This window comes from Sediminicoccus rosea (genome assembly GCF_033547095.1).
GTDB classification, from domain to species: domain Bacteria; phylum Pseudomonadota; class Alphaproteobacteria; order Acetobacterales; family Acetobacteraceae; genus Roseococcus; species Roseococcus rosea.
In genome coordinates this window covers 4,760,272-4,785,786 of record NZ_CP137852.1, presented here as the reverse complement: position 1 = coordinate 4,785,786, position 25,515 = coordinate 4,760,272, and the positions used below count along the sequence as shown (strand labels likewise).

Genomic DNA, 25,515 nt, shown 5'->3' with positions numbered 1-25,515 from the left:
GCCATGGAGGCGACAGCGATGCCTGATGCGAACACCTGGACGATGACGCGCCGCGCCGGGCTGGCCGGCGCTTTGGCTGCCCCCTTGGCCGCCCCCTGGGCGCTGCGCGAGGCCCAGGCGCAGCAGGCCAGCCTCGTCGAGATCGGCACCAATGGCTGGCTCTTCCCGGTGTGGGACCGCCTGGCGCGGGTGGACATGACGGCGCTGCGCAATGCGCTGCAGACGGTGGGCGAGACCATCGGCATCCTGCGCGCCGCGCGGATCCAGGTGGCGATCTGCCTGATCCCTTCGCGCAAGCGCCTCATGCGGCAATTCCTGCCCGCCGGCTCCCAGGTCTCGCCCGAGGCGGCGCAGCGCTACAGCCTGAGTGTGACGGAACTGACCCGCGCCGGCGCCCTGGTGCCGGACCTCGATGCCCTGTTCCGCGCGCAGATGCAGCGCGATCCGTCGCATCCCCTCTTCTTCAAGACCGACACGCATTGGACGCCGATGGGCGCCGAGCTCGCCGCCGTCGAGATCGCGCGCCAGATGCGCGAGCGCATGCAGCTGCCGGCCAGCCCACGCCCCGGCACCCGCCTGGGCGACCTGCGGCCCATGCAGCTCGCCGCCGGCGACCTCACGCAGCATGTGCCGCCCGCCCAGCGCTCGGCCTATGGCCCCGAGACCTCGCTGATCCGCCAGATCCTGCCCCCCGAGGGCGCCGCCGCGCTGATCGAGGATGACAGCTACGACACGATGGTGGTCGGCACCAGCAATGTGCAGCCGCGCTTCGGTTTCCAGCCCGTGCTCTCCAACCAGCTGGTGCGTCCGGTCGGTCTCTCCTGGAAGCCGAACAATGTCGGCACCTATGCCACGCTGCTCGACTACCTGCGCAGCGATGCCTTCCGGCAGCAGCGCCCGCGCGCCCTTGTCTGGAACCACCTGGAGCAGGACATGGTGAACACCACGAACAATTCCTCCTGGGGCCAGGCGGCCATCGCGCCGGCCGAGTTCCTCAACCAGGTCCGGCGGGCCGTGGCATGAGGCGCGCGCTTCTCGCCCTCGCGGCCGCGTTCGCGACCAGTCTCGGCGGCATGGGCGCGGCCCTGGCGCAGGGGCAGGTCTATGATCCGGTTCCGCCGCGCGGCTCTGCCTATGTGCGCCTCGTCAACGTGCTTCCCGGCGAGGTGATGGCGCGGCCCGACTTCCTGCCGCAGCAGCGCCTGGGCACCGCGCCCGCGCAGCGCGTCATGGCCTTCACGACGGTCGAGAACGTGGCCAACCGGCAGCTCCGCCTGGAGTTCCAGGAGGGGCAGCGCCGTGGCCAGGCCACGCTGCGCGTCGAGCCGGGCAGCTTCGTCACCGTGCTGCTGCACGCCGCGCCCAATGGTGGTCTGGCCGCGACGCCGGTGGTGGATGCCGCCGATTTCAACCGCGCCCGCGCCCGCCTCGCCTTCTACAACGCCATGCCGGACTGCCCGGCGGGCGGCCTCGCGATCCAGCCCTCCGGCCCCGCCGTCTTCGAGGCGGTGCCGAGCCTCGCCACCCGCGCCCGCAGCGTGAACCCGGTGGCGGCGCAGATCCGCGCCACCTGCGGGGACCGCGCCAGCGCTCCCTTCGCGCTGGACGGCCTGGAGGCCGGCGGCATGTACAGCATCTGGATGATCAGCGGCGCGCAGCCGCAGGCCTTCATGACGCGCGACACCACGGCGGTCTGGCGGCCGTGACGGGACGCCGGGGATGCTGAACCGCACGGATCGGAAGACGCGCCGCGCCCTGCGGCGCGAGGCGGCCGGGATGGCTGCCGGCCTCATGCTGGCCGGGCTGCCCGCGGCCGCGCAGCAGCCGCCCGTCCTCTCACCCCCGCCGCCGGTCCTCTCGGCCCCGCCTGTCCTGTCGCCCCCGCCGCTGTCGCAGGCGCCGGCGCTCTCGGCCCCGCCCCCGCTTTCGCCGCCCGCGCTCTCCCCGCCCGCGCTGTCGCCGCCGGCCGCCGCCACGCCGGCCGCGGCACCGGCGGGCAGCGAGGCGCGCATCTCCGGTGGCGCCGCCTCCACCAACCTGCTGGAGCAGGCCGCCTTCTGGCAGCAGCAGGGCCAGACCGAGCGCGCGCTCCAGACGCTCGACCGCCTGCTCGCCGTCGAGCCGAACAACATCGAGGCGTTGGCCGGCGCCATCGAGCTGGCCTCGCTGAGCAACCAGCCCGAGGCGGCCCGGCGCTACCTGACGCGGCTGCGCCGCCTCGCGCCCAATGACCCGCGCCTGATGCGCGGCGAGGAATTGCTGCGCGTCACCGGTGAGGATGCCGAGGCGCTGGCCGCGGCCCGTCAGCTGGCGCGCGGCGGCCGCGCGGAGGAAGCCGTGGCGCGCTACCGGCAGATGTTCCGCAACGGCCGCATCCCGCCGGCCCTGGCCTCCGAGTATTTCCAGGTGCTCGGCGGTTCCTCCGAGTCGGGCTATCGGCAGGCGGTGCAGGAACTCGGCCAGATGGCCGCGGCCGCGCCGAACGACCTTCAGCTCGCGCTGACCTACGCCCAGTTGCTGACCTATCGCGAGGAAACCCGCTCCGACGGCGTGGACCGGCTGGCGCAGCTCTACAACCAGCGCGGCGTGCGCGAGGCGGCGCGCGTGGCGTGGCGGCAATCGCTGCTCTGGCTGGGCGACGAGCCCGAATCGGCCGCGCGCATCCGCACCTATCTCGCGCAGAACCCCGGCGACCGGGAGCTGGAGCAGAAGCTCCGCGCCTCCGAGGTGGTGATCGCCCCGGGCGCCTCGGCGCGCATCTTCGGCTGGGGCGCGGTGGATGCCGGCCGCAATGCCGAGGCCGAGCAGCAGTTCAACGCGGCGCTCGCCATCGATCCGAACGATACGGAGGCCATCCTCGGCCTCGCCGTGCTGCGGAAGATCCAGAACCGGATGACCGAGGCGCGGAACCTGCTGGACCGCGCCATCGCCCTCTCGCCCGACCGGGCGGAGGAATTCACCCGCGCGGTGGGCAGCCTGACACCCTGGAACACCGCCGGCGGCGGTGGTGGCGGCGGCGGCCTGGGCCCGGGCGGCCTCGCCTGGCGCGCGCTGGAGCGCGGCGACCTCGACCGCGCGGATTCGCTTGCCCGGCGCGGCCTGAACGCGCGCGGCCAGCAGCGCCTCGACAGCGAGCTCGTCCTCGGCCAGGTCGCGATCCTGCGGCGGGACTTCGTGGCGGCCGAGATGCGCTTCCGCAACGCGCTCACCCTGCGGCCGCGCCAACGCGACGCGATGAACGGCCTCTACCTCGCCTTGGTCGGCCAGGACCGCATCGCCGAGGCCGAGGCCTTCCAGCGCGAGATGGGCCTGCCGCCGAACCAGGATGTGATGGTCGCCCGCGCCTTCAGCCTGCGCGACCGCGCGGCGCTGACCGACAATCCCGAGCAGTCCCTGGCGCTGCTGCGCCAGGCGCTGGCCATGGCGCCGAACAATCCCTGGATCATGCTCGACGCGATCCGCAAGCTTCGCGCCCTCGGCCAGACTGCGGAAGCCGCCGAACTCACCGCGCGCCTCGAGCGCGACACGACCGCCGATGCCTCGACCGCCGCCGCCCTGGCCGCGCTGGACGAGGAGCGCTTCGGCACCGTCGTCGCCCTGCTGGAGCGCATCCCGGTGCGGGTCCGCAACGCCGACATGAACCGCCTGCTGACGGCGAGCCGGCGCGAGTTCGAGATCCGCCAGCTTGAATTGCAGGTGCGCGAAGGCCGCGCGGGTGCGATCGAGCAGCTGCTGGCCGGTGCAGGCCGGCGCGACCCGGCCTTCACGGTCGGCCCCGCCACGGTGCGCGCCTTCGCCCGGCTGAACGACCCGATCCGCGCCGGCCTCGCCGCCCGCGCGGCGCTCGCCGCCAACCCGAACACGAGCGCGGCCGACCGCATCGCCCTCGCCTCCGCCCTGATCGAGGCGAACCGGCTGGAGGATGCCAGCGCGCTGGCCGCCCCCCTGCTGGCCGACCGCAACCTCCCGGCGGAAACCCGGCGCGAGCTGGCCGCCGTCATGGAAGCGGGCGCGGTGCAGCAGGCCGATGCGCTGGGCCTGCGGAACGAGCCCGGCCGGGCCTATCAGGCGCTGGCGCCGGCGCTGGCCGCAGCACCCGGCAGCGTGCCGCTGAACATGGCCCTGGTCCGCCTCTACGTGGCGCAGAACCGCACGGCCGAGGCGCGCATTCTGGTGGACGCCGTGCTCGAGCGCGACCCGCGCAACCTCACCGCGCGCCTCGCCAAGGTGGACCTCGCCATCGCCGAGGGGCGGCTGCGCGAGGCCGATGCGCTGATCACCGAGACCGCCTTCCTCCATCCGGGCGACCTCCAGGTGACGATGGCCGAGGCCCGCGTCGCCCGCGCGCGGGGCGAGCTGGGCCGCAGCCTCCGCCTGATGGAAAGCGCCGGCACCCGGCGGCTCGAGCACCTGCGGAGCAGCGGCCAGCTGGCCGAGGCGCGGCTGACGCAGATGGCGCTGAACCCGCAGCGCGGCGGCCCCGGCCCGACCCAGCTGCATGACCCGCTGACCGCGCAGATCGCGCAGGAGCTGATCCGCGCCCGCGACGAGGCGGCGACCTGGCTGCAGGCCGGCGCCATGCTCGGCTACCGCGAAGGCACGGCCGGCACCTCCCGCCTCACCACCCTGACGGTGCCGGTCGAGGTCAGCACGCCGATGCCGGGCAACATGCCCGGCCGCATCGTGATGGGCGTGGATGCGGTGGCGCTGAACGCCGGGAACCTCAACACCGCCTCCGGCAATGCGCGCCTCTTCGGCGAAAACACGGTGCTCCCGGCCGGCTCCTATCGCGCGGGGCCCGAGACGCAGGAGGGTGCGGCGCTGCGTGCCGCCTATCTCGGCCGCAACTTCCGGGCCGATATCGGTTCCACGCCGCTGGGCTTCGCCCGCACCAACATCGTGGGCGGCGCGGAGGTGGTGCCGCGCATCAACGAACAGCTGCGCATGCGCCTCTCCTTCGACCGCCGGGCGGTGACGGACAGCATGCTCTCCTATGCCGGCATGCCCAATTCGGTGGTGGGCGCCCCCTGGGGCGGCGTGATCCGCACCGGCGCGCGCCTGCAGTTCGAATGGGCGCCCTCCCAGCGCTTCGGCACCTATGCGGGCGCCGGCTACAGCATCTACCGGGGCGACAACGTCCAGAACAACGCCCGCGTGGATGCCGGCATCGGCGCCTACTACGCCTTGCTGCGCGAGCAGAACCAGCAGCTCACCATGGGCCTGGACCTGCGGTATTTCGGGTTCGACAAGAACCTGGGCGGCTTCACCTTCGGCCAGGGCGGCTATTTCAGCCCGCAGCAGCAGATCATCGCCTCGCTCCAGGCCGAGTACGTCGCCCGCTGGGGCGATTGGTCGCTGCGGACCATCGGCTCGGTCGGCTACCAGAACTTCCGCACGGCGGCGACGCCGACCTTCCCGACCAACTCCGCCTTGCAGGCGCAGGCGGTCAACGCCTCCTTCTTCGACAACACCACGCCGGTCACCAGCACCGCCACGCGCAGCAGCGGCATCGCCGGCTCCATCTTCGGCAATGTCGAATATGCGGTGACGCCGAATGTGCGCCTGGGCCTGGCCGGCCGCTTCGAGAAGGTGGGCGACTACCAGGACACGGTGGGCCTCTTCTACCTGCGCTGGCGCCTGGACCGCCCGCGCGAGGACCTGCTGCCGCTGCATGCCGGCGCCGCCGCCCCCACGCCCAATGTGAACGACCCCATGCAGTCGAGCTTCGGCGCGGGGCGGCCGGAATGGGTGGGCCTGCCTTCCGGCGCCGCACGCCCGACCTGGTGACGTGAGGGTCGCCGCCAGCCTGCGCCGCATCGCCCTGGCGGTCGGGCTCCTGCTCCCGGCGAGCCTGCCCGCGCTTGCCGCCTGCCCGGCGCCGCCGGCCGGCCCGCGCCCGACCACGGTGGTGCCGGCGGCCGGGCCCTGGGCCGAGTGGCGCACCGCGGTGAACGCGCTGACCGCGCGGCTGCGCGGCACGGACCTCGCGCAGGCGCGCATCGTCTTCGTGGGCGATTCCATCACCGAGGGCTGGCAGCCCAACCTGTTCCGGATGTTCTACGGGCATCGCGGCGGGCTGAACCTCGGCATCGGCGGGGATACGACGCAAAGCCTGCTCTGGCGCCTGGACAACGGGCATTGGCCGGCCGCCCTGCAGCCCCAGGCGATCGTCCTGCTGATCGGCACCAACAATATCGGCCACGGCAACCGGCCGGAGGATGTGGCGCAGGGCGTGGCGGCGGTGATCGAGAAGCTGCAGCGGCTGGCGCCCCAGGCGCGGATCCTGCTGCTCGGGGTGCTGCCGCGCGGCATCTACGCGAATGACCCGATGCGCGCGCCCATCGCCCGGCTGAACCAGCTGATCGCCGCCTGCGGCGACAACCAGCGGATCATCTACAGCGAGCCCGGGCAGCTCATGGTGGACGGGCAGGGCGTGCTGCATGACTGGGTGGCCTTCGACTGGCTGCACCTCACCCTGACGGGCTACGCCATCCTCTCCACCGCCATCGAGGGGCACCTCAGGCTGGCGCTTCAGCGATAGGAGACCCGGCGTCAGGCCGGTTCCAGCAGCCCCATGCCCCAGAGCCTGCGGGCGAAATCGGCATCGCCCGGCACGGTGCCCTCCGCCAGCGCGGCCAGCTCATTCACCTCATGCGGCGTGAGCGGCAGGGCGCCGCCGGTCCAGAACAGCGTCGCCGAGCCGTCCTGCGCCTGCACCAGGTGGGAATGCATGCCCTCGCTCAGCCGCAGCGCGCCCTCGGGCATGGGCGCGAAGAGGCCGCGGGCGGGCAGGGGCTGGCGGTCCCGCGCCAGCTGCTCCAGCAGCAGGTTGGCGAGCCGCTCGGCATGGGCGGGGGTGGCGAGCCGGGCGAGGCGCTCGGCCAGGCCAGGCAGCAGGTCGGCCTCGCCGATGCGCCAGCTTGGCACGCTTTCGCGCAGCTTGGGGTCGGCCAGTTCCGCCTCGTCCAGCAGGGCGCGCATCGCCTGCGCCCAGGACGACTCCATGAAGCCGATCGTGGCGTGGAGCGAGCGTTCGCCCGCCTCGGTCGCCGCGTCATGCATGATGCCGCGCGGGATATAGAGCGCGTCGCCCGGTTCCAGGACGAGCACATGCGGCTCGCCCAGCGGGGCCATGTTGCCGGGCCAGGGGGTGCGGCGCGTCGGCCGCTCCACACGCTCGCCATCCCAGATGCGCCAGCGCTTGCGGCCCTCCACCTGCAGCACCAGCACGTCATGCGTGTCGAAATGCGTGCGGAAGCCCTGCGCCGCAGGCGGCGTCAGGTAGATGTTGGACTGCACCGGGTGCAGGAAGAGCCGCTCCAGCCCCCGGCAGAAATTCGCGAGCGGTGGATGCGTCTCATGGAATTGCGAGACGACGAGCGAGGCGCCGGCATCGAAGCGCGCCAGCAGCCGGGGCAGGTCCACCCGTCCATCGGGCAGCGCGAATTCCTCCTCCGGCACGCCGGCGCTGCCGTTGCGCGCCTCGTCCGCCATGGCGATGCGCGGCGTGCGCGCGCCATCGGTCCGCAGATGCGCGTCGAGATCGGCCACGCTGAGCAGGGGCGCGAAGCGGTCCGGGCGCGCGCCCCTGAAATGCTTCCAGGCCAGCCCCTCGCGCAGGGCCAGCGCCTCGTCCACGCTCATGCCCTCGAAGGCGAGGGCGAAGGCCGCCTCGGTCAATCCTTGCTGCATCGTTCCTGTCGGCCCTGGTGGTGTGTCGCCGGCTACCAGCGGCCCTGGCCGGGCGCGTCGCGCGGGTCGGAATCGGTGCGGCCGGTGCCGCGATACCCGCCCCGCCCGCGGCCCGCGCCGTCGCTCGGGTCGCGATCGGTGATGCCGGTGCCGCGTGAGCCGCCGCGGCCATTGCCGGGGCCGTCGCTCGGGTCACGGTCGGTGATGCCGGTGGTGCGGTAGCCGCCGCGCCCGCGGCCCGCGCCGTCGCTCGGGTCGCGGTCGGTGACGCCGGTGCCGCGCGCGCCGCCACGGCCATTGCCCGGCCCATCGCTCGGGTCACGATCGGTGATGCCGGTGGTGCGATAGCCGCCGCGTCCCTGGCCCGGGCCATCGCTCGGATCGCGGTCGGTGATGCCGGTGCCGCGCGACACCACCGGGGTTGGGCCGGTCGGCACGCAAGCGGCCAGCGCGGTGCCTGTGCCGCCCAAGGCGGCGACCCGCAGGACCAGGAGGCGGCGGGAGAGACGGCTTTCCATCAGGTTTCCTCTTGTCCTGTCTCGTTGGCGGATGATCCGCAAGCGGAAGAGTGCACAGCCGGGGCGCTCAACACAATCGCGGAGATGTGGCGCGCCGCCCGGGCGGGTGCGTCAGCGCCGGCCGCGCCCGGCCCCGTCGGAGGGGTCGCTGTCGGTGCGGCCGGAGCGGCCACGGCCTGGGCCATCGGTCGGGTCACGGTCGGTGTAGCCGGTGGAGGACCCGGTGCCACGGCCCCGGCCGGCCGCGTCACGCGGGTCGGAATCGGTGGCGTTGGTGCGGTATTGGCCCCCGCCCGAGCCCCGGCCGCGCCCCGCCGCATCGCGCGGGTCGGCATCGGTCACGCTGCGCTGGGCGGCGGCCTCGCCCGGGATCGTGGCGGCGGCCACCAGCCCGGCGCCGGTGGCGGCACGCGCGACGATGAGGCGGCGGCTCAGCCGTGGATCGGGATGGGACATGGGCTTCCTCGGGACGTGGTCGGTTTGGCTTTTGGCCCGGACCTTCCTCGGGCATGGGATGTTGGTCTATGCTGTTTTCGAAGAACAAGGCCCGAAAGGCCAAAATGTCGTTGCTGTCCAACAATTAATGCAACGTCTCACCCTTCGGGCCACCGCCTGCCGGAGACATGTCATGAACGCCCCGACCTTGCCCGTCCTGTATTCGGCGCTGGAGCCGCTCGACAGCGATCGCCATGCGGGGCTGCACCTGCGCGACGTGGGGCACGGCTTCGCCGCGCATCTCTCCTCCATCCCGCTCGCCGTCGAGGAATTCGCGCTGGCCGGGCGCCACATGCCGGTGGTCTTCGCCGCGCAGGCGCCGCACATGCCCGTGGCGCTGACCGGCCTCGCCCCTGACCGCAACCTCTTCGTGGATGAGAAGGGCGCCTGGCGCCGCGGGACCTACGTGCCGGCCTATCTGCGCCGCTATCCCTTCCTGCTGGTGCGCGCGGCGGCGGATTCCGACCAGCTCGTGCTCTGCATCGACCCCCAGGCGCCGCAATTCGCCGCCTCGGCCGGGGAGCCCATCTTCGACGCCGACCGCAAGCCCGCGCCGCTCGCCACCAAGGCGTTGGACTTCACCCGCTCGGTCGAGGCCGCCTTCCGCAAGACGCAGGAATTCGCGGAGGGCCTCTCGCTGATGGGCCTGCTGCAGCCGGCGGCCACGCAGTTCGAATGGGAAGGCAAGCCCTTCCGCGTGGACGGCTTCCACGCCGTGGACCGGGAGCGCTTGGCGAAGCTGACCGGCGAGCAGCTGGTGACGCTGCGGGACAAGGGCTGGCTCGATGCCATCTACGCCCACATGCTCTCGTTGGGCGGCATTCCCGAACTCAAGCAGATGCAGGGCTGAGGCGATGCGGCGCAGAACCCTCCTGGCCGCGGCGGCGCTGCTGCCGGCCCTCGCCCCCGGCGCCCGCGCCCAGGCGCGCTTCGCCAATATGAGCATGTTCATCCCGGCCGGCCCCGGCGGCGGCTGGGACGGGCTTGGCCGCGCCATCGAGCAGGTGGCCCGGCCCGCCGGCCTCGTCGGCAATTTCCAGTTCGAGAATGTGGGCGGCGCCGGCGGCATCGTGGGCCTGCCGCGCTTCGTCTCGCAGCGGCGCGGCCGGCCGGATGCGCTGATGGTCGCGGGCTCGGTCATGGTGGGCGCGGTGCTGACCAACCGCTCGCCGCTCGGCCTCGCCAATGTCACGCCCATCGCGCGAATGACGCAGGAGGTGGGCGTGGTGGTCGTCCCCGCCTCCTCCGACATCCGGGACATCGCGGGGCTTCTGGCGGCCTTCCGGGCCAATCCGGGCGGCACCTCGGTGGGCGGCGGCAGCGCGGGCGGGACGGACCACATCACGCTGGGCCTGATCCTGAAGGCGCTGGGCCGCAACGCGCGCGAGGGCAGCTATGTCGCCTTCGCCGGCGGCGGGCCGGCCCAGGCGGCGATCCTGGGCGCCCAGGTGAAGGCCGGCATTTCCGGCTTCTCCGAATTCTCCGAGCAGATCCGCGCCGGCCGGATGCGGGCCCTGGCCACCACCGGCGAGACGCGCAGCGACCCCGCCATCCCGACGCTCCGCGAATCCGGCGTGGATGTGGTGACGGCGAATTGGCGCGGCGTCTTCGGGGCACCCGGCATCAACCCGAACCAGCGCGCCGCCCTGGTCAACCTGATGACGGAGCTCAACGCGCTGCCTGCCTGGCGCGAGCTGCTGGCCACGCGCGGCTGGGACAACGCCTTCCTCGCCGGGGCCGAGTTCGACCGCTTCCTCGCCGCCGACATCGCCGCGACCGAGGCGGTGCTGAAGGAGCTTGGCCTCGCCGGGTAAATCCTCCGGCGTGAATGGGCATCATCACCGGGCGTGATTTCGCGGCGCAACCTTTGCGCCCCATCTCTCTTGGCAAGGGGGCGGCGTGTTCCGCCCCGAGCCATGGAGTTGCCCGAAGATGTCCCTGTTCTCCCCCGTGCGCGTCGGCGCGCTGACCCTCAAGAGCCGTGTCGTGATGGCGCCGATGACGCGCAACCGCACGCCCGGCCAGGTGCCCAACGCGCTGAACGCCGAATACTACGCCCAGCGCGCCAGCGCCGGCCTGATCGTGACCGAGGGCACGACGCCCGATGCCTCGGGCCGCGGCTACATTGATATTCCCGGCCTCTACAACGCGGCGCAGGTCGAGGGCTGGCGCCAGGTGGCCGGCGCGGTGCACGCCAAGGGCGGGCACATCTTTGTGCAGCTGATGCACACCGGCCGCATCTCCCACCCCGATTTCCTGGACGGCGCGGCGCCCGTGGCGCCCTCGGCCATCGCCGCCCCCGGCGAGATCTACACGCATGAGGGCATGAAGCCGCATGGCACGCCCCGCGCGCTGGAGGCGGCCGAGATCCCGGCCCTGATCGCGACCTATGGCCGCGCGGCGACCCTGGCGCGCGAGGCCGGGCTGGATGGCGTGGAGGTGCATGGCGCGAATGGCTACCTGCCCGGCCAGTTCCTGGCGCCCAATGTGAACCAGCGCACGGATGAATGGGGCGGCTCGGTCGAAAACCGCGCGCGTTTCCTGCTCGGCGCGGTGGATGCCGCCGTGGCGGCGATCGGCGCCGACCGCGTGGGCGTGCGGCTCTCGCCGGGCGGGGTGTTCAACGACATCCATGATCCCGACGCGCCGGCCACCTACGCCTATGTGGCGGGCGAGCTGGCGAAGCGGAACCTCGCCTATCTGCACATCTTCGACACCAAGCCCGGCTTCGACGTGGCCGCGCTGATCCGTGCCCACTACAAGGGCACGCTGATCCTGAACGGCGGCTATGACCGTGCGCGGGCCGAAGCGGACATCGCCTCGGGCCTCGCCGACCTCATCGCCTTCGGCGTGCCCTTCCTGGCGAATCCGGACCTGCCGGAGCGCCTCGCCCAGGGCGCCGCGCTGAACACGCCGGACCAGGCGAGCTTCTATGGCGGCGGTGCGAAGGGCTACACGGACTATCCGGCGCTGGCCGCCTGAGCGCCACTGCGGCGGGCGAGCCAGACGGTGTGCCCGCCGCATTCCGGATCTTCCGCGCGGTGGTCCACCACCGCAAAGTCGTGGCTGGCCAGGAGGGTGCGGTATTCCTCCGGTGAGAGGCTCGCGTGATGCAGCACCTCGCCCTCGAAGCAGCCCAGCGCCACGCCCTCCGATGGGCCGCTGGTGAACATCAGCGCGGCGCCGTGTGCCGCGTGGCGGGCGAAGACGGCGAACATCGCGCGTTGATCCGCCTGGTCCAGGTGGAAGAAGCTGTCCCAGGCGAGAATGCCGTCGAAGCGCCGCCCGAGATCGAGGCCGCGCATGTCGGCCAGGCGCCAATCCTGGCCGGGAAAGCGTGCGTGGCAGAGGCCGATCAGGGTGGGCGCGCTATCCACCCCCGTCACCCGGAACCCCGCGCCGATGAGATGCGCCGCGATCGGCTCCCCCATGCCGCAGCCCAGGTCGAGCACCGCGCCACCGGGCGGGACCAGCGCCGTGAAGCGATCGAGCCAGGCGCGCTCCATCGGGCCCCGCCCGCGCTGCGCGTCGAAGGCGCGGGCGTGGCGCTCATAGAGTCCGATGATGTGATCCGCGCTCATGCCGGCAGCATGGCGGCGCGGCGCCTGGCGCGAAAGCTTCCCCGAATGACAAGCTTGCCACGCCGCGGACAGGTGACGGAAGGCATGAAACGGCCAAGACTGCCCGCGCAAGGAAGCGCGAGGCCCCATGACGAACCGGATTCCCTGGCCTGACCTGCTGGCCGGCCTTTTCGTCCTGGCCTTCGGGCTGGTCGGCTTCTGGCAGGCCGGCGCCATTCCCGTCTCGCCGCTCTACGCCCAGGTGGGCCCCAAGGCGGTGCCCTATGTGGTGGCAAGCGGCATGACGCTGCTGGGCGCGCTGCTGGTCCTCTCCGCGCTGCGGGGCGGCTGGTCGGCGCAGGTGGCCGAGGTGGCGGAGGCCGGGCCACCCAATCTGCGCGCGCTCGGCCTGCTGGGCGCGGGCCTGCTCGCCAACCTCGTGCTGATCGGCCCGGCCGGGTTTTCCATCGCGGCCTCGGCGCAGTTCGTCCTCGTCGCCGCCGCCTTCGGCAGCCGCTCCATGGCGCGGGACCTGCTGATCGCGCTGCCGCTGACGCTGCTCGTCTGGTTCCTCTTCGTGCAGGGGCTTGGCGTGAACATCGGCGCGGGTCTGCTGGAGGGGCTGGTGCTGCGCCTTCTCGGGCAGGAGGTGGCCTGATGGAAGCGATCAACGGCCTCTCCCTCGGCTTCTCGCATGCGCTGACGCTGACCAACCTGGCCTGGGCGCTGCTGGGCTGCTTCCTCGGCACCGCGGTCGGCGTGCTGCCCGGCATCGGCCCCGCGCTCACCATCGCGCTCCTGCTGCCCATCACCTTCCAGGTGAGCGCCACCGGCGCCTTCATCCTGTTCTGCGGCGTCTTCTACGGCGCCATGTATGGCGGCAGCACCACCTCCATCCTGCTGAACGCGCCGGGCGAGAGCGGCTCCATCATCACCGCCCTCGAAGGGGCGAAGATGGCGCGCAGCGGCCGTGCGGGCCCGGCGCTGGCGACGGCCGCCATCGGCAGCTTCGTGGCCGGCCTGGTGGGGACGCTGGGCATCGCCTTCCTCGGCCCCGTCATCGTGGATGTCGCGCTGCTGCTGGGGCCGGCCGAGTATTTCTGCCTGATGGTGCTGTGCTTCGTGACCGTCTCCGCCGTGCTCGGCGGCTCGGCGCTGCGGGGGCTGGTGAGCCTCTTCTTCGGGTTGACGCTGGGCCTGGTCGGCATTGATCTGCAGACCGGCCAGCCGCGCATGACCTTCGGCCTGCCCGAGCTGTATGATGGCGTGAACGTGGTGCTCGTCGCCGTCGCGCTCTTCGCGGTGGCCGAGGCACTGCACATGGCCTGGCGCCATCACGGCGGCGCGGCGCAGGTGCTGCCGGTCGGCCACCTCATGCTCTCGCGCTCCGACCTCAGGCGCAGCTTCTGGCCCTGGATGCGCGGCGCGGGCCTCGGCTTTCCCTTCGGCGTGCTGCCCGCCGGCGGCACCGAGATGCCGACCATGCTCAGCTATTATGCCGAGCGGAAGCTGGTGGCGCCCGAACACGCGCATGAATTCGGCACGACCGGCGCCATCGAAGGTGTGGCCGGGCCCGAGGCCGCGAACAATGCCGCCGCGGCCGGCATCCTGGTGCCCATGCTCACGCTCGGCCTGCCCACCTCCGCCACGGCGGCCATCATGCTGAGCGCCTTCCAGAGCTACGGCATCCAGCCCGGGCCGCTGCTCTTCGAGACGCAGCCCGACCTCGTCTGGACGCTGATCGCCTCGCTCTTCGTGGCGAATGTGATGCTGGTGGTGCTGAACCTGCCGCTGGTGGGGCTCTGGGTGAAGATCCTGAAGATCCCGACGCCGCAGCTCTATGCCGGCATCCTGGTGTTCGCCACGATCGGCACCTACGGCATCTCCAACTCCATCGTGGACCTGGTCCTGCTCTACGCCATCGGGATCATCGGCATGTTCATGCGGCGCTTCGACTTCCCGGTGGCGCCCGTCGTGATCGGCATGATCCTGGGGCCGATGGCTGAGCAGGCGCTGCGCCAGGCGCTGACCATCAGCGAAGGCAACTGGATGGTCTTCGTGACCCGGCCGGGCAGCCTCGCGATCCTGCTGGTGGCGGTGGCGGCGCTGCTGGGGCCACGGATCTACAGAGCCTGGGCGCGGCGGCGGGCCTGAACAATTTGCTTGCTGAACTAGCCTAAATCGCTAAGGTCGTAGCATGAATCTTGCCGATTGGATGATCAAGTCGAACACGTCAGCGGCGGAGCTTGCGCGTCGGTGCGGCGTCCATCTCGTCACAGTCTATAAGTGGAAGGCAGGGACCATCTTCCCGCGTCCATCCCAGCTGCAGGCCCTTGCAGAGGCGACAGGAGGAGCGGTGACGGCCAACGACTTTGCCGGGGTGGGACCTAGCGCAAAAGGCAGTCGGCGCCGTGACGCGCCCCCCGGCCTCGCCGAAGCCCAGGCCCCCTTCGCCGCCGAGGCCCAGGCGCTCGGCCTCGACGCCGCCGCCATCGCCGCCCGTGCCGTGCAGGAGGCGATCCGCGCCGAGAAGGCCCGCCGCTGGCTGGAAGAAAACCAGGACGCGATCGAAGCCTGGAACCGTTGGACCGAGAGCAACGAGCTGCCCCTCGCCGAATACCGCATGTTCTGACCGGTGGCGCGCTTCGACGTCTTCCGCCGCCCGCGCGGCGCCCCGGGCTACCTCGTGCAGGTCCAGAGCGACTTCCTGGACCGGCTGGAGACCCGCGTCGTGGCGCCCCTCCTGCCGCCCGACGCCGTGCCCGGCCCCATCCGGGACCTGCACCCGCGCTTCGACATCGAGGGCCGGCCCTTCCTCATGGCCACGCAGCTCCTCGGTGCCATTCCCCGGCGTGAGCTTGGCCCGCCGGTCGGCTCCCTCGCCGCCCACCAGGATGAGATCACCCGCGCGCTCGACGTGCTGGTCACGGGGTTCTGAGCATGCCTGAAGCCCCCCTGCTCAAGCCCGAGGACGGCGCGGCCGAGCCCGACCGCCGGCGCCGCTGGGTCTCGCCGCTGCTGCGCCGCATCCTGCTGGTGAACGCGCTGCCGCCCGCGCTGCTGGCTGCCGCGCTCCTCTACCTTGACCAGTACCAGAACGGCCTGCTCGCCGCCGAGGTCGAGGCCATGCGGACCCAGGCGCGCATCTATGCGGGCGGCATCGCCGAAGCCGCGGTCCGCATCCAGGATGACCGCGCCGTGCTGGTGCCCGAGGTCGCGCGCCCGCTGCTGCGCCGGCTGGTCGAGCCCTCGCCCAACACCCAGGCGCGGCTGTTCGACACGGCCGGCCTCGTCGTCGCCGACAGCCGCGTGCGCGAGGCCGCGGGCGGCGCCGTGGTGACCGAGCCCTTGCCCGCGCCCGCCCCGCGCGGTGCCATCTCCGACACCGTCTCCGGCCTCTATGAGCGCGTGCTGGGCCTGCTGCCGCGCCAGGCGCTGAACCCCGTGGTGCTTGACACCACGCCCGATGCGCAGAGCTTCGACTGGCAGCCCGATCTCGGCCCCGAGCGGCAGGCGGAGCTGCGCCTGGCGCTGGAGGGCGGCGTCACGCCCTATATCCGCCGCACGCCGGATGGCCGCCTGCTGGTCAGCGTGGCCGAGCCCGCGCGGCGCGGCGCCCAGGCCGTCGGCATCGTGCTGCTGACGCGCGAGGCACGGGAGGTGGATGCGCGGCTGTTCGAGATCCGCGCCAGCGTGCTTGGCCTCTTCGTGCTGGCGCTCATCCTCACCGTCGCCGTCTCGCTCTACCTGGCGCGCACGCTGGCCAGCCCGATCCTGCAGCTCGCCGGTGCGGCGGCCGAGATGCGCCAGGGCAAGGGCCGCACCGGCAGCGTGCCCGAGCGCCTGCTCGAGCGGCAGGATGAGATTGGCATCCTCTCGCGCGATCTCCAGGCCGCCGCCCGCGCGCTCTGGGCCCGGATCGACGCCAATGAGCGCTTTGCCGCCGATGTGGCGCATGAACTCAAGAACCCGCTGACCAGCGTGCGCAGCGCGATCGAGACGCTGCGCCGCGTGGAGGACCCGGCGCAGCAGAAGCGGCTGCTCGGCATCATCGCCAATGACGCGGTGCGGATGGACCGGCTGATCGGCGACATCGCGGATTCGTCCCGCGTGGATGCGGAGCTCTCCCGCACCGTGGCGGAGCCGGTGGACATCGGCCCGATCCTCGCCGTGCTGGTCGAGCTGCACAACACGACGCGCACGCCGCGCGACCCGGAGATGGCCCTGGAGGCGCCCGACAAGCTGGTGGCCATGGGCGTGGAGGACCGCCTGGTGCAGGTGTTCCGCAACCTGCTGGGCAATGCCGTCTCCTTCAGCCCGGATCACGGCCATGTCTGGCTGCGCGCGCGCGAGGCGGGGACGGAGGTGGAGATCACCGTCGAGGATGAGGGGCCGGGCATCCCGGACGCCAAGCTCGAAGGCATCTTCGACCGTTTCTACTCCGAGCGCCCGCGCGGCGAACGCTTCGGCCAGCATTCGGGGCTCGGCCTCTCCATCTCCAAGCAGATCATCGAGGGGCTGCGCGGCCGCATCAGCGCCGAGAACCGGCGTGATGCGGCGGGGAAGGTGCTGGGGGCGCGGTTCGTCGTGCGGCTGCCGAAGGCTTAGCCGCGCGCCAGGGAAAGGTTGCGGCTGCCGAAGGCTTAGCCGCGCGCCAGGGAAAGGTTGCGGCTGCTGGAGGCTTAGCCGCGCGCTGGCGACACGGGAAATTTCCGACGGGGCCGAGGGGAAAAAGAGCCTCCGGCGGCTCGGGCCTCAGGCCCCAGACCCCATGTCTCAGGGGCATTCTTCCAGGGGGCGGCCGATGGCGGCCTGGCGGTCGCCCTCACGGAAGCAGCCGGCGAGCCAGGCGCCACGGAACCAGCCGCCCTCCACGCTGAAATACTCGCCGAGACCCTCGGGGCGGTCATCGCGGAATTCGCCGCGATACAGGTTGCCGTTGATCCAGACCATGATGCCACGGCCATGGCGCCGTCCCTCGCGCCACTCGCCCTCGTAGCGGGCGGTGGCCCAGACGCGCAGGCCGCGGCCCTGCTCGCGCCCCTCCTGCCACTCGCCCTGGTACACGATGCCGTTGGAATCCAGGAAGGTGCCGATCCCGTGCATCTTCCCGCGCGCCAGGCTGCCGACGTAACGCTCGCCGCGCGGCTCGCCGCCCTCGACATAGCGCCATTCCAGCATGCCCTCGCCCTGCGCCGGGCCGCCCTCGCAGGGGCCGGTCCAGATGACGATCTCCTGCTGCTGGGGGTTGGGGTTCCAGACCCAGCAGCCATTGCGCTCATCCACCGTCCAGCCGGGGCGGCCCACCTCGGCGATGACGTCGGCCGCCGGGGGCGCCGGGCGCGGATGGGCAGGCTCGGGCGCTGGCGCCTGGGCCGCGGCGGTGCCCAAAAGGGCGGGGCCTGAGAGAGCCAGGATCAGGAACATCCAACGCATCACACAACCTCCATGGCATCAGGCCGGATCAGCCACCCTGTGGTAACGCCCCATTTTGCCCCGCGCCGCAAGGCGGCACTACGCCCCGCGCCGCAAGGCGGCACTACGCCCCGCGCCGCAAGGCGGCACTACGCCCCGCGCCGCAAGGCGGCGACGCTCAGCGCGAGGCCGCCGCCCAGGGCCACGGTGGCGACGGCGACCGGCAGGCCCCAGCCCGGCACGGCTTCCAGCAGCAGGCCGCCCAGCGGCGCCCCCAGCGCGCCGCCCAGCAGATAGGCGGTGTTCAACCCCGCCATGCCGAGCGCCCGGGCCGGCCCCGCGAAGCGCTGCACCGCCCGCACCATGCCGAGCGTGTAGATCGCGCCCGCCGCGCCACCCCAGACGGCCAGCACCGGCCAGATCCCCCAGCCCGGCGCCAGCCAGGGCCAGAGCAGCGAGCCCAGCGCCACCACCACGGCGCAGCCCAGCAGCGCGCGATGCGTCCCGAAGCGGTCCGCCAGCATCCCCACCGGGTATTGCGCCAGCATGTTGCCGAAGCCGGTCGCCACGACGATGGTGGCCGCCGCCCCCGCCGCAAGGCCGAGCGCCAGCCCCTGCACGGGGAACACCGCCCCCGCCGTGCCCTCCAGCGCGCCGCACAGCATGGCCGCGCCCGCGGGTGCCGCCATCATCAGCGCCACCGGCCGCAGCCGCACGAAGGAGAGCCGCATGCGACGCGGCACCGCGCCCGGCACCTCGCGCAGCAGCAGCGTCAGCGCCACGCCCAGCATCATCAGCCCGGCCGAGGCGGCAAACGCCCCCGACTGCACGCCGGAAAGCCAGAGCACGGCCGGCCCACCGCCGATCGCGGCCGAGATGAAGGTCTGGTAGATGCCGAGGAACCGCCCCTCGCGCCCCGGTGGCGCCATGGCGCCCGCGATGGCGTCCGCCGTCGTCCAGGTGAGGCAGGAGGCGATGCCGAGCAGCCCGCCAAAGACGAACCACAGCGCCAGCGGCGGGTTGGTGGCGAGGCCGAGCAGCGCCACGGCCGAGGTCAGCCCCGCCAGCTGGTGCAGTCGCAACGCGCCCCCCACCCAGCTCGCCAGCCAGGGCGAGGCGGGCGCGGTCAGCAGCGCGGCCACCCAGACGGAAGCGGCGTAAAGCCCGACCAGGGCGGGCGAGACGCCGGCCTCGGTCAGGATGACGGCGGCCAGCGGCACCGACATCCAGACGCCGGCGAAGCCGCAGGTGGCGGCGGCGACAAAGACAGGAAACTGGGCCGGCGCCGGAAGCGGCGCGGCGATCTGGGTCACGGACATGGTATTGCGGGCGCTCTCGGGCGCCCCCTCGATCACGGTTTGCGGGTCAGGCGAAGGCGGCGTCAGCCGCGTTTCGGGCCGCATGGATCGGGGTCCAGCAGGACCACCCAGGCACGCCATGCGGCGAGCCCGCTTCGCGAAAGGGAGGTGAGCCTGGACATGCCCGGAGGATGGGGGTGCGGATGGGCGAAGTCAAACCAACCCTGGCTTGCCAGCAACGCATGGCAAGGCCAGTTTGCCGCCATGATCCGCTCCATCCTGCTTGCCCTCGACGACACGCCCGGCGCCTGCGCGGCGCGGGACATCGCCTTCGCGCTCGCCCGCCGCACCGGCGCCGCGGTGACGGCGCTGATCGTGCTGGACCGCCCGCACACCAGCGGCGCGCACGAGCCGGTGCCGCTGGGCGCCGGCGCCTTCGCCGCCCGCCGCAACGAGAAGCTGGCCGAGGCGGTGGAGGCCGAGGCCGAGCGCGTGCTGGCCGATGCCCGCATCGCCGCCGAGGGTTTCGAATTCGCCGTGGTCCGCCGCGACGAGGCGCCCGAGGCCGCGCTGCTGGCCGAGGGCTGCGCGCATGACCTCATCGTGATCGGCCGCGACAGCACGCTCGGCCGCGAGGCCTGCGACGACGGCCTCTCCCCCACCATCGAGGCGCTGCTGCGTGACGGCGCGCGCCCGCTCCTGGTCGTGCCCCCGGGCGTGGAGGCGGCAGCGCCCGGCCTGGCCGCGGGCGAGGCGCTGAAGCGGCCTGTCCTGATCGCGCATGACGGCTCCCTCGCCGCGATGCGGACGCTGCATGTCTTCGCGCTGCTCGGCCTCGGCCGGAACCAGGTGGTGAAGCTGCTCGACTTCGCGACGGAGACGAGCCCCGAGGCCCTGCAGCGCTACCTGACGCAGCACGAGATGCGGGCAGAGGCCTATGCGGTGAGCGGCGATCCGCATGACATCCTGCTGGCGGAGGCGAAGAGCCTGCCCGCCTCGCTCCTCGTGCTCGGCGCGGACCAGGAGAGCGGCATCACCCGGCTGATCTTCGGCAGCGCCACCGCGCGGCTGCTGCGGGCCTCGCCCTGCGCGGTGTTCATCCACGGCTAACCCCTGCGCTGCTCCTCCAGCAGCCAGAACAGGATGTTGTCGCGGAAGGTCGCGTCGCGCGTGATCTCCAGGTGTTCGCGCGGGAGGAAGAGCGCGCGCTCGAAGCCCATCGGGCTTTCCACGCGCGGTGGCCGCGGCGACTGGCCCTGGCGGTGATCGAGCAGGACGGAATCGCGCAGCACCACACCATCGCCCGGCCCGGTCTCGCGCGTCGTCAGCCGGCCATCGGCCGAGGCCGCGAGGCGCAGCGCCGTCGGCATGGAATCGCCCGCCACCAGCATGAGTTCCGTGCCCGCCGGCGGGCGCGCGGGCTGGTCCATGGCGGCGGCGAAGGCGCGGGCCCGGCGCAGCAGCCGCGCCTGCAGGGCGAGGGCGAGGCGGCGGCGTTCCGCGGCATCGGTCACATCCGGCATCAGCGTGGCGAGGTCCCCCTCCAGCCCGCGCGCGGCGAGGCCCCAGCCCATGCCCTGCCACAGCGCGGGGTCATGCAGGTCGGGCGTCGCATCGCCCAGGATCACGGGGCGGCTGCGGGCACGGGGCAGCAACTGATAGACCGAGGCGAAGGTGCCGAGGATCGCCGGGCTGTAGCGCGGCACGATGGGCTGGCCGAAATCCCGCCCCTCCACCAGCACGCGCAGGGCATCGAGCGAGCCGCCATTGGGCGTGCCGATCTGGATCAGCCGCGCGATGTATTCGGCGCCCGCGTAGCTCGGCTGGGGCAGCGCGCCATCCGCCGGCAGGTCGGCATCGCCGAACAGCATGGCGTAGCGCGCGACGAGCCCGCCCATGGAATGCGCCACCACGTCGAACTTCACGGGATGGTTCCGCATGCCGAAGCGGCGCGCATATTCCGCCTGCACGAAGGCGCGCTTCTCGGCCATGAAGGCCATCAGGCGCCGCGCGTTCCACACATTGTCCTGCCGCCAGTCATAGGCGAACTGGAAGCAGGTGAAGTGGTCGCTGCCGTAATCCACCCGGCCGGCGAGGCCCAGCGCCTCGTCGCGATACCCGCCGAGGCCGAGCGTGCTGAGGATCTCCGCATAGGCGCGCAGCGCCAGCGGAATGCCCGCCACGCGCAGTTGCACGCGGTCCAGCACGCCATCGGGCGCGACGCGCGCGCCGGGGCTCTGCATCGCCTCCGTGAAGGGCAGCGCCACCAGCCGCGCGCCGTCCGGCGTGCCGGGATCGGCCGCCACGCCATCGAAGGCGCCCCAGACGATGCGGCCCGAGGCCGGGTCGCGCAGGCGGCTGCCGAGCAGGCCGGGAATGACGATGATCGGGTTGCGGTCCACGCCGTGATGCATGGCGGCCGGCGTATAGAGCAGGTTGAGGTCGGCCTCGGTCTCGGCCGGCCGTGTCCGGAGGGCGGCATAGGCGGCTACCCCCGCCACGCCCCCCAGCGCGAGGGCGCGGCGCGTCCAGCGCCAGCCCCGGCTCATGTCGAAACCCTGATCACGCCGCGGAGACTGGGCGGCGCGCGGCCCCGCTGTCAAAGATTGGATTCGAGCCAGCCCTGCACCCGGGCCGCGATGGCATCGCTGTTGCGCTCCAGCATCAGCATGTGGCCATTGCCGGCCAGGCCTTCCGCCGGCAGGTCGTGCAACGCGGCGCGCGGCGTCCGTGCCGCGAAGGCGCCGCCCGCTGCGCGCAGCGTGACCCAGCGCGGATCACGCGCGATGTGGTCGCCATAGAGCAGCAGCACGGGGATGTCCGGCATCGCGCCCGCGCCGAAACCGGAGGGCTCCAGCAGCACCAGCGCGCGCACCAGGTCCGGCGCGGCCTGGGCGGCGGCGCAGGCGAAATGCCCGCCCTGGCTATGCGCGATGATGACGCAGGGCCCCACGCGTTCCACCAGCGCGAGATAGGCCGCCAGCATGTCGGCATCGGTGCCGACGAAGCGCGGCACGCATTGCCGCAGGAAGTCCTCGTAGTGATCGAGCGGAAACTGGTGGCCGGGATGCGCGCGGCCTTCGGCATGGCTGGGGCCGATGCGGAACTGCTCCCAAGGGTCGTTCACGCGGCGATGCAGTGGCGCCCCAGGGAAGATCTCGGGGAAGGGGGCATAGCCGCTGCGGCCGCGTTCCACCGCATCGCTCACATGCACGTGCCAGCCGCGCCGCAGGAACCAGAGCTTCCAGCCCTCCCGCCCATCCGGCGTCGTGTCCCAGCAGGCGCCGGTCAGCCCGCCACCATGCCAGAAGAGCAGCGGGCAGGGGCGCGTGACGGGCTCGGGCCGCGCATGTTCCACATAGAGGCTCGCCACCAGGTATTCGCCGTTCATGTCCGCGCGATAGGGCGGGCTGCCGGGGACGAGCTGGATCTCCGCCACCGGCCGCCCCGCGACGCGCGCGCGGCGGCCGCCCACGAAGAAATGCCCCATCTCGGCGATGCACAGTGGCTTCATCCGCGCATCCTGCCGCAGCGTCCGCGCCGGCGAAACTGCGGGATTGACGCCGCCCCGCCGAGCGGCCCGAATACGCCCAACGACAGGAGGAAAGCGGCCATGGCCGGAAGGCTCGCAGGGAAACGCGCATTCGTGACGGCGGCGGGGCAGGGCATCGGCCGCGCCACCGCCATCGCCATGGCCCGGGAAGGCGCCTCGGTCATCGCCACCGACCGCGACGCCGCGAAGCTCGCGGGGCTCGACGCCCATGGCATCACCAGCCACGCGCTGGACGTGCTGGATGACGCGGCCGTCGCTTCCGCCATCGCCGCCGCCGGGCGGCTCGACATCCTCTTCAACTGCGCGGGCTTCGTGCACCAGAACACGGCGCTGACCTGCACCGATGACGAATGGGACTTCGCCTTCGCGCTCAACGTCCGCAGCATGTGGCGCACCATCAAGGCGGCGCTGCCGGCGATGCTGGAGGCGAAGCGCGGCAGCATCATCAACATGGCCTCGGCCGCGTCGAACATCAAAGGCGCGCCCAACCGCTTCCTCTACGGCACCAGCAAGGCGGCCGTGATCGGCATGACGCGCGCCGTGGCCGCCGATTGCGTGACGCAGGGCGTGCGCGTGAACTGCCTCGCCCCCGGCACGGTGGACACGCCGAGCCTGCAGGACCGCATCGCCGCCAATGCCGCGGCGGCCGGAAGCTTCGAGGCCTCGCGCGCCGCCTTCATCGCCCGCCAGGCCATGGGGCGGCTGGCCACGGCCGAGGAGATGGCGGCGCTGGTGGTCTATCTGGCGAGTGACGAAAGCGCCTTCGTCACCGGCCAGGCCATGGTGATCGATGGAGGATGGACGCTGTGAAAACGACCCGACGCGCACTGTTGGCCGCGCCGCTGCTGGCGACGCCTGCGCTCGCGCAGTCGCCGTGGCCGAACCGACCGATCCGCATCCTGGTGGGCTTCCCTGCCGGTGGCACGACCGATCTTCTGGGCCGCCTCGCCGGCCAGATCCTCACCGAAGAGCTGGGCCAGCCGGTGGTCATCGAGAACCGCCCCGGCGCCGGTTCCAACATCGCGGCCCAGGCCGTGCTGCGCAGCCCGGCCGATGGCTACACGCTGCTATTGGGCTCGCCCGGCACGAACGCCATCAACGCGCATCTCTACAGCAATGCCGGCTACGATCCGCTGACCGACTTCCTGCCGATCAGCCAGATCGCGGAGGTGCCGAACCTGCTGGCGGCGCATCCTTCGCTCGGTGTGCGGGACGTGCCGGGGCTGATCGCGCTCGCCAAGCAGCGGCGGCTTTCCTATGGCGAGACCAGCATCGGCGGCTCGACGCATCTCTCGGCCGAGATGTTCCGCCTGATGGCGGGCATCGAGGCGACGCATGTGCCCTATCGCGGCAGCGCGCCGATGATGGTGGACCTGCTGCCCGGCCGCATCGACTACGGCGTGGACAACATGCCCACCATCATCAACCACGTGCGCTCCGGCGCGCTGGTGGGCATCGGTGTCACCTCCGCCCGGCGCTGGCCGACATCGCCCGACATCCAGGCCATCGCCGAGACGCTGCCGGGCTATGAGGTGACGGCCTGGTTCGGCCTGGTCGCGCCGCGCGGCACGCCGCCCGAGGTGATCGTCCGCGCCAATGCGGCGCTGCGCGCGGGGCTGGTGAAGCCCGAGACCGTGGCGCGCCTCTCCGAACTCGGCGCCGCGGCGCTTCCGGGTACGCCGGAGGAGTACCAGGCGCGCAACGTGGCGCAGCATGCGCGGCTGGGCGAACTGATCCGGCGGATCGGCGTGAAGGCGGATTGAGGGTCAGGCCCCGGGCGGATCGGCCTTCGCCGTGCTCTCCCGATCGGCCTTCGCCTCGGGCCGTCCATGCCGCATGCGCCCGCGCGACAGCTCGGCCACCACGCCGTGCAGGGTGCGGACCTCCTGCTCGGTAATCTCGCCGCGCTCGAACCAATGGCGCAGGTTGCGGACCATGCCCTCGCGCTTGGGCGCGTTCCGCAGGAAGCCGCAGGCGTCCAGCTCGCTGATCAGGTGGCCCATGAAATTGTCGAGGCTGCCCTTGGTCGCGACCGCGGTCTTGTGCGTCTGCAGCTGGCGCGGCGGCGTCGCATCCGCCGCCACCCACCATTCATAGGCCAGCACCATCACCGCCTGGGCGAGGTTGAGGGAGCTGAATTCCGGATTGAGCGGATAGCGGATCAGTGTATCCGCCCGCGCCAGGTCCTCGGCCTCCAGTCCTGCGCGCTCGGGCCCGAACAGCACCGCGACGCGCATCCCGCGCGCGTTGATGTCGCGCAGCTCGGCCGCCCCGGCCCGCGCGGTCATCACCGGGATCACCACATGGCGCGGCCGCGGGCAGGTGGCCAGCACGCGGTGGCAATCGGCGATGGCGGCATCCACCGTGTCGAAGACCTGCGCCGCATCCAGGATGCGATCCGCGCCCGAGGCCGCGGCCCAGGCGCGCGGGTGCGGCCAAGTATCGCGCGGGGCAACCAGGCGCAGGTGGAACAGCCCGCCATTGGCCATCGCCCTGGCTGTCGTGCCGATATTCTCGGCGAGCTGCGGGCGCACGAGCACCACGATGGGCGTCTCGCCCTCGGGCGCGACCAGTGGTGCGGCGCCCAGCTCCCTCATCTGGCGGGAAGCCGCGCGAGGATGGCGCGCATCTGCGCGATCTCGGCCTGCTGCGCGCGGATGATCTCCTCCGCCAGGCGCTTCACCTCGGGGTCGGTGCCGTGGCGCAGGACGATGCGCGCCATCTCGATCGCGCCCTCATGGTGCGGGATCATGCCGGCCACGAAGTCGCGATCGGCATTGCCGCTGTAGCGGATCTCCATCGCGCGGTGCATGGCGTTGTTGGCGGCGCGGAATTCGCGCGTGCTGGCGGGCTCGTTGCGCGCGGCCGATGGGGTATGGCCCGCGCCATGCCCGGCATGCGGCGACTGCGCGAGGGCGGTGCCCGGGAGCGCGGCGGTGGCGGCGATCAGGGCGGTGCGGCGGTTCATGGCGTGTCTCCTTCTG

General features: G+C 72.4%; 25 protein-coding genes. 15 read left to right on the top strand and 10 right to left on the bottom strand.

Annotation, left to right across the window (positions count from 1 at the left end; genetic code table 11):
• The first annotated feature begins 18 nt into the window (after nucleotides 1-18).
• The 4 genes from R9Z33_RS23055 to R9Z33_RS23040 are packed head-to-tail and all read left to right on the top strand — an operon-like array spanning nucleotide 19 to nucleotide 6,541.
• Entirely contained in the window at nucleotides 19-1,023 is a 1,005-nt protein-coding gene (locus tag R9Z33_RS23055; protein WP_318648920.1) for an alginate O-acetyltransferase AlgX-related protein, read from the top strand.
• Entirely contained in the window at nucleotides 1,020-1,706 is a 687-nt protein-coding gene (locus R9Z33_RS23050; RefSeq protein WP_318648919.1) for an ABC transporter permease, read from the top strand. Before R9Z33_RS23055 ends, R9Z33_RS23050 begins: the two co-directional genes overlap by 4 nt.
• Before the next feature lie 13 nt (nucleotides 1,707-1,719).
• A complete protein-coding gene (locus R9Z33_RS23045) occupies nucleotides 1,720-5,787 on the top strand; it encodes a cellulose biosynthesis protein BcsC (RefSeq protein WP_318648918.1) in 4,068 nt (1,355 codons plus the stop codon).
• Between the two features lies 1 nt (nucleotide 5,788).
• Nucleotides 5,789-6,541, top strand: coding sequence for a GDSL-type esterase/lipase family protein (locus R9Z33_RS23040; protein ID WP_318648917.1), 753 nt, complete (start codon nucleotides 5,789-5,791; stop codon nucleotides 6,539-6,541).
• Between the two features lie 11 nt (nucleotides 6,542-6,552).
• Here the strand turns inward: R9Z33_RS23040 and R9Z33_RS23035 are convergent, their stop codons facing one another.
• The 3 genes from R9Z33_RS23035 to R9Z33_RS23025 all read right to left on the bottom strand — a co-directional run bounded on the left by R9Z33_RS23035 (nucleotide 6,553) and on the right by R9Z33_RS23025 (nucleotide 8,666).
• On the bottom strand, nucleotides 6,553-7,692 hold the full coding sequence (locus R9Z33_RS23035; protein ID WP_318648916.1) for a cupin domain-containing protein: 1,140 nt from the start codon (nucleotides 7,690-7,692) through the stop codon (nucleotides 6,553-6,555).
• Nucleotides 7,693-7,724: 32 nt separating this feature from the next.
• The gene (locus R9Z33_RS23030) at nucleotides 7,725-8,210 is read right to left on the bottom strand and encodes a hypothetical protein (RefSeq protein ID WP_318648915.1); all 486 of its coding nucleotides are present in this window, start codon (nucleotides 8,208-8,210) and stop codon (nucleotides 7,725-7,727) included.
• A 111-nt stretch (nucleotides 8,211-8,321) separates the two neighbouring features.
• Nucleotides 8,322-8,666, bottom strand: coding sequence for a hypothetical protein (locus tag R9Z33_RS23025; protein ID WP_318648914.1), 345 nt, complete (start codon nucleotides 8,664-8,666; stop codon nucleotides 8,322-8,324).
• 172 nt (nucleotides 8,667-8,838) lie between these two features.
• Between R9Z33_RS23025 and R9Z33_RS23020 the strand changes: the two genes are divergently transcribed.
• The 3 genes from R9Z33_RS23020 (at nucleotide 8,839) to R9Z33_RS23010 (ending at nucleotide 11,687) form a co-directional block, all read left to right on the top strand.
• Entirely contained in the window at nucleotides 8,839-9,555 is a 717-nt protein-coding gene (locus tag R9Z33_RS23020) for a SapC family protein (RefSeq protein WP_318648913.1), read from the top strand.
• A gap of 4 nt (nucleotides 9,556-9,559) precedes the next feature.
• Complete coding sequence (locus R9Z33_RS23015; RefSeq protein WP_318648912.1) at nucleotides 9,560-10,519, top strand: Bug family tripartite tricarboxylate transporter substrate binding protein; 960 nt, start codon at nucleotides 9,560-9,562, stop codon at nucleotides 10,517-10,519.
• 118 nt (nucleotides 10,520-10,637) lie between these two features.
• Nucleotides 10,638-11,687 (top strand): alkene reductase, encoded by a 1,050-nt coding sequence (locus R9Z33_RS23010; protein WP_318648911.1) that lies wholly within the window; start codon nucleotides 10,638-10,640, stop codon nucleotides 11,685-11,687.
• Here the strand turns inward: R9Z33_RS23010 and R9Z33_RS23005 are convergent.
• On the bottom strand, nucleotides 11,666-12,286 hold the full coding sequence (locus tag R9Z33_RS23005; protein ID WP_318648910.1) for a class I SAM-dependent DNA methyltransferase: 621 nt from the start codon (nucleotides 12,284-12,286) through the stop codon (nucleotides 11,666-11,668). The two genes, R9Z33_RS23010 and R9Z33_RS23005, sit on opposite strands and share 22 nt — an antisense overlap.
• A 127-nt stretch (nucleotides 12,287-12,413) precedes the next feature.
• Between R9Z33_RS23005 and R9Z33_RS23000 the strand changes: the two genes are divergently transcribed.
• Genes R9Z33_RS23000 through R9Z33_RS22980 form a run of 5 tightly spaced genes read left to right on the top strand, consistent with a single transcriptional unit; the run spans nucleotide 12,414 to nucleotide 16,873 of the window.
• The gene (locus tag R9Z33_RS23000) at nucleotides 12,414-12,923 is read left to right on the top strand and encodes a tripartite tricarboxylate transporter TctB family protein (protein WP_318648909.1); all 510 of its coding nucleotides are present in this window, start codon (nucleotides 12,414-12,416) and stop codon (nucleotides 12,921-12,923) included.
• Entirely contained in the window at nucleotides 12,923-14,419 is a 1,497-nt protein-coding gene (locus tag R9Z33_RS22995; RefSeq protein ID WP_318648908.1) for a tripartite tricarboxylate transporter permease, read from the top strand. The genes R9Z33_RS23000 and R9Z33_RS22995 overlap by 1 nt, the downstream gene beginning before the upstream one ends.
• A 43-nt stretch (nucleotides 14,420-14,462) precedes the next feature.
• A complete protein-coding gene (locus tag R9Z33_RS22990) occupies nucleotides 14,463-14,897 on the top strand; it encodes a type II toxin-antitoxin system CcdA family antitoxin (RefSeq protein WP_318648907.1) in 435 nt (144 codons plus the stop codon).
• A 3-nt stretch (nucleotides 14,898-14,900) separates the two neighbouring features.
• Nucleotides 14,901-15,203: a CcdB family protein gene (locus tag R9Z33_RS22985; RefSeq protein ID WP_318648906.1), complete on the top strand. Its 303-nt coding sequence runs from the start codon at nucleotides 14,901-14,903 to the stop codon at nucleotides 15,201-15,203.
• 2 nt (nucleotides 15,204-15,205) lie between these two features.
• On the top strand, nucleotides 15,206-16,873 hold the full coding sequence (locus R9Z33_RS22980; protein WP_318648905.1) for a stimulus-sensing domain-containing protein: 1,668 nt from the start codon (nucleotides 15,206-15,208) through the stop codon (nucleotides 16,871-16,873).
• Between the two features lie 168 nt (nucleotides 16,874-17,041).
• On the opposite strand, the gene R9Z33_RS22975 is transcribed toward R9Z33_RS22980, so the two are convergent.
• Both R9Z33_RS22975 and R9Z33_RS22970 read right to left on the bottom strand, forming a co-directional pair.
• Complete coding sequence (locus R9Z33_RS22975; protein WP_318648904.1) at nucleotides 17,042-17,701, bottom strand: MORN repeat-containing protein; 660 nt, start codon at nucleotides 17,699-17,701, stop codon at nucleotides 17,042-17,044.
• A 128-nt stretch (nucleotides 17,702-17,829) separates the two neighbouring features.
• The gene (locus tag R9Z33_RS22970) at nucleotides 17,830-19,083 is read right to left on the bottom strand and encodes an MFS transporter (protein WP_318648903.1); all 1,254 of its coding nucleotides are present in this window, start codon (nucleotides 19,081-19,083) and stop codon (nucleotides 17,830-17,832) included.
• A gap of 159 nt (nucleotides 19,084-19,242) precedes the next feature.
• On the opposite strand from R9Z33_RS22970, the gene R9Z33_RS22965 reads away from it, so the two are divergent.
• Complete coding sequence (locus tag R9Z33_RS22965; RefSeq protein WP_318648902.1) at nucleotides 19,243-20,088, top strand: universal stress protein; 846 nt, start codon at nucleotides 19,243-19,245, stop codon at nucleotides 20,086-20,088.
• On the opposite strand, the gene R9Z33_RS22960 is transcribed toward R9Z33_RS22965, so the two are convergent.
• Nucleotides 20,085-21,527, bottom strand: a complete 1,443-nt coding sequence (locus R9Z33_RS22960; RefSeq protein ID WP_318648901.1) for an esterase/lipase family protein — start codon at nucleotides 21,525-21,527, stop codon at nucleotides 20,085-20,087. The genes R9Z33_RS22965 and R9Z33_RS22960 overlap by 4 nt on opposite strands.
• A 50-nt stretch (nucleotides 21,528-21,577) precedes the next feature.
• Nucleotides 21,578-22,492 (bottom strand): alpha/beta fold hydrolase, encoded by a 915-nt coding sequence (locus tag R9Z33_RS22955; protein WP_318648900.1) that lies wholly within the window; start codon nucleotides 22,490-22,492, stop codon nucleotides 21,578-21,580.
• A 99-nt stretch (nucleotides 22,493-22,591) separates the two neighbouring features.
• Between R9Z33_RS22955 and R9Z33_RS22950 the strand changes: the two genes are divergently transcribed.
• Nucleotides 22,592-23,341 (top strand): SDR family oxidoreductase, encoded by a 750-nt coding sequence (locus R9Z33_RS22950; RefSeq protein WP_318648899.1) that lies wholly within the window; start codon nucleotides 22,592-22,594, stop codon nucleotides 23,339-23,341.
• Nucleotides 23,338-24,294: a Bug family tripartite tricarboxylate transporter substrate binding protein gene (locus R9Z33_RS22945; RefSeq protein ID WP_318648898.1), complete on the top strand. Its 957-nt coding sequence runs from the start codon at nucleotides 23,338-23,340 to the stop codon at nucleotides 24,292-24,294. Before R9Z33_RS22950 ends, R9Z33_RS22945 begins: the two co-directional genes overlap by 4 nt.
• Nucleotides 24,295-24,297: 3 nt before the next feature.
• On the opposite strand, the gene R9Z33_RS22940 is transcribed toward R9Z33_RS22945, so the two are convergent.
• The gene (locus R9Z33_RS22940; RefSeq protein WP_318648897.1) at nucleotides 24,298-25,128 is read right to left on the bottom strand and encodes an RNA methyltransferase; all 831 of its coding nucleotides are present in this window, start codon (nucleotides 25,126-25,128) and stop codon (nucleotides 24,298-24,300) included.
• Nucleotides 25,125-25,499 carry a CopM family metallochaperone gene (gene copM / locus R9Z33_RS22935; RefSeq protein ID WP_318648896.1) on the bottom strand — a complete coding sequence of 125 codons (375 nt, stop codon included), beginning with the start codon at nucleotides 25,497-25,499 and terminating at the stop codon, nucleotides 25,125-25,127. The genes R9Z33_RS22940 and copM overlap by 4 nt, the downstream gene beginning before the upstream one ends.
• Between the last annotated feature and the right edge of the window lie 16 nt (nucleotides 25,500-25,515).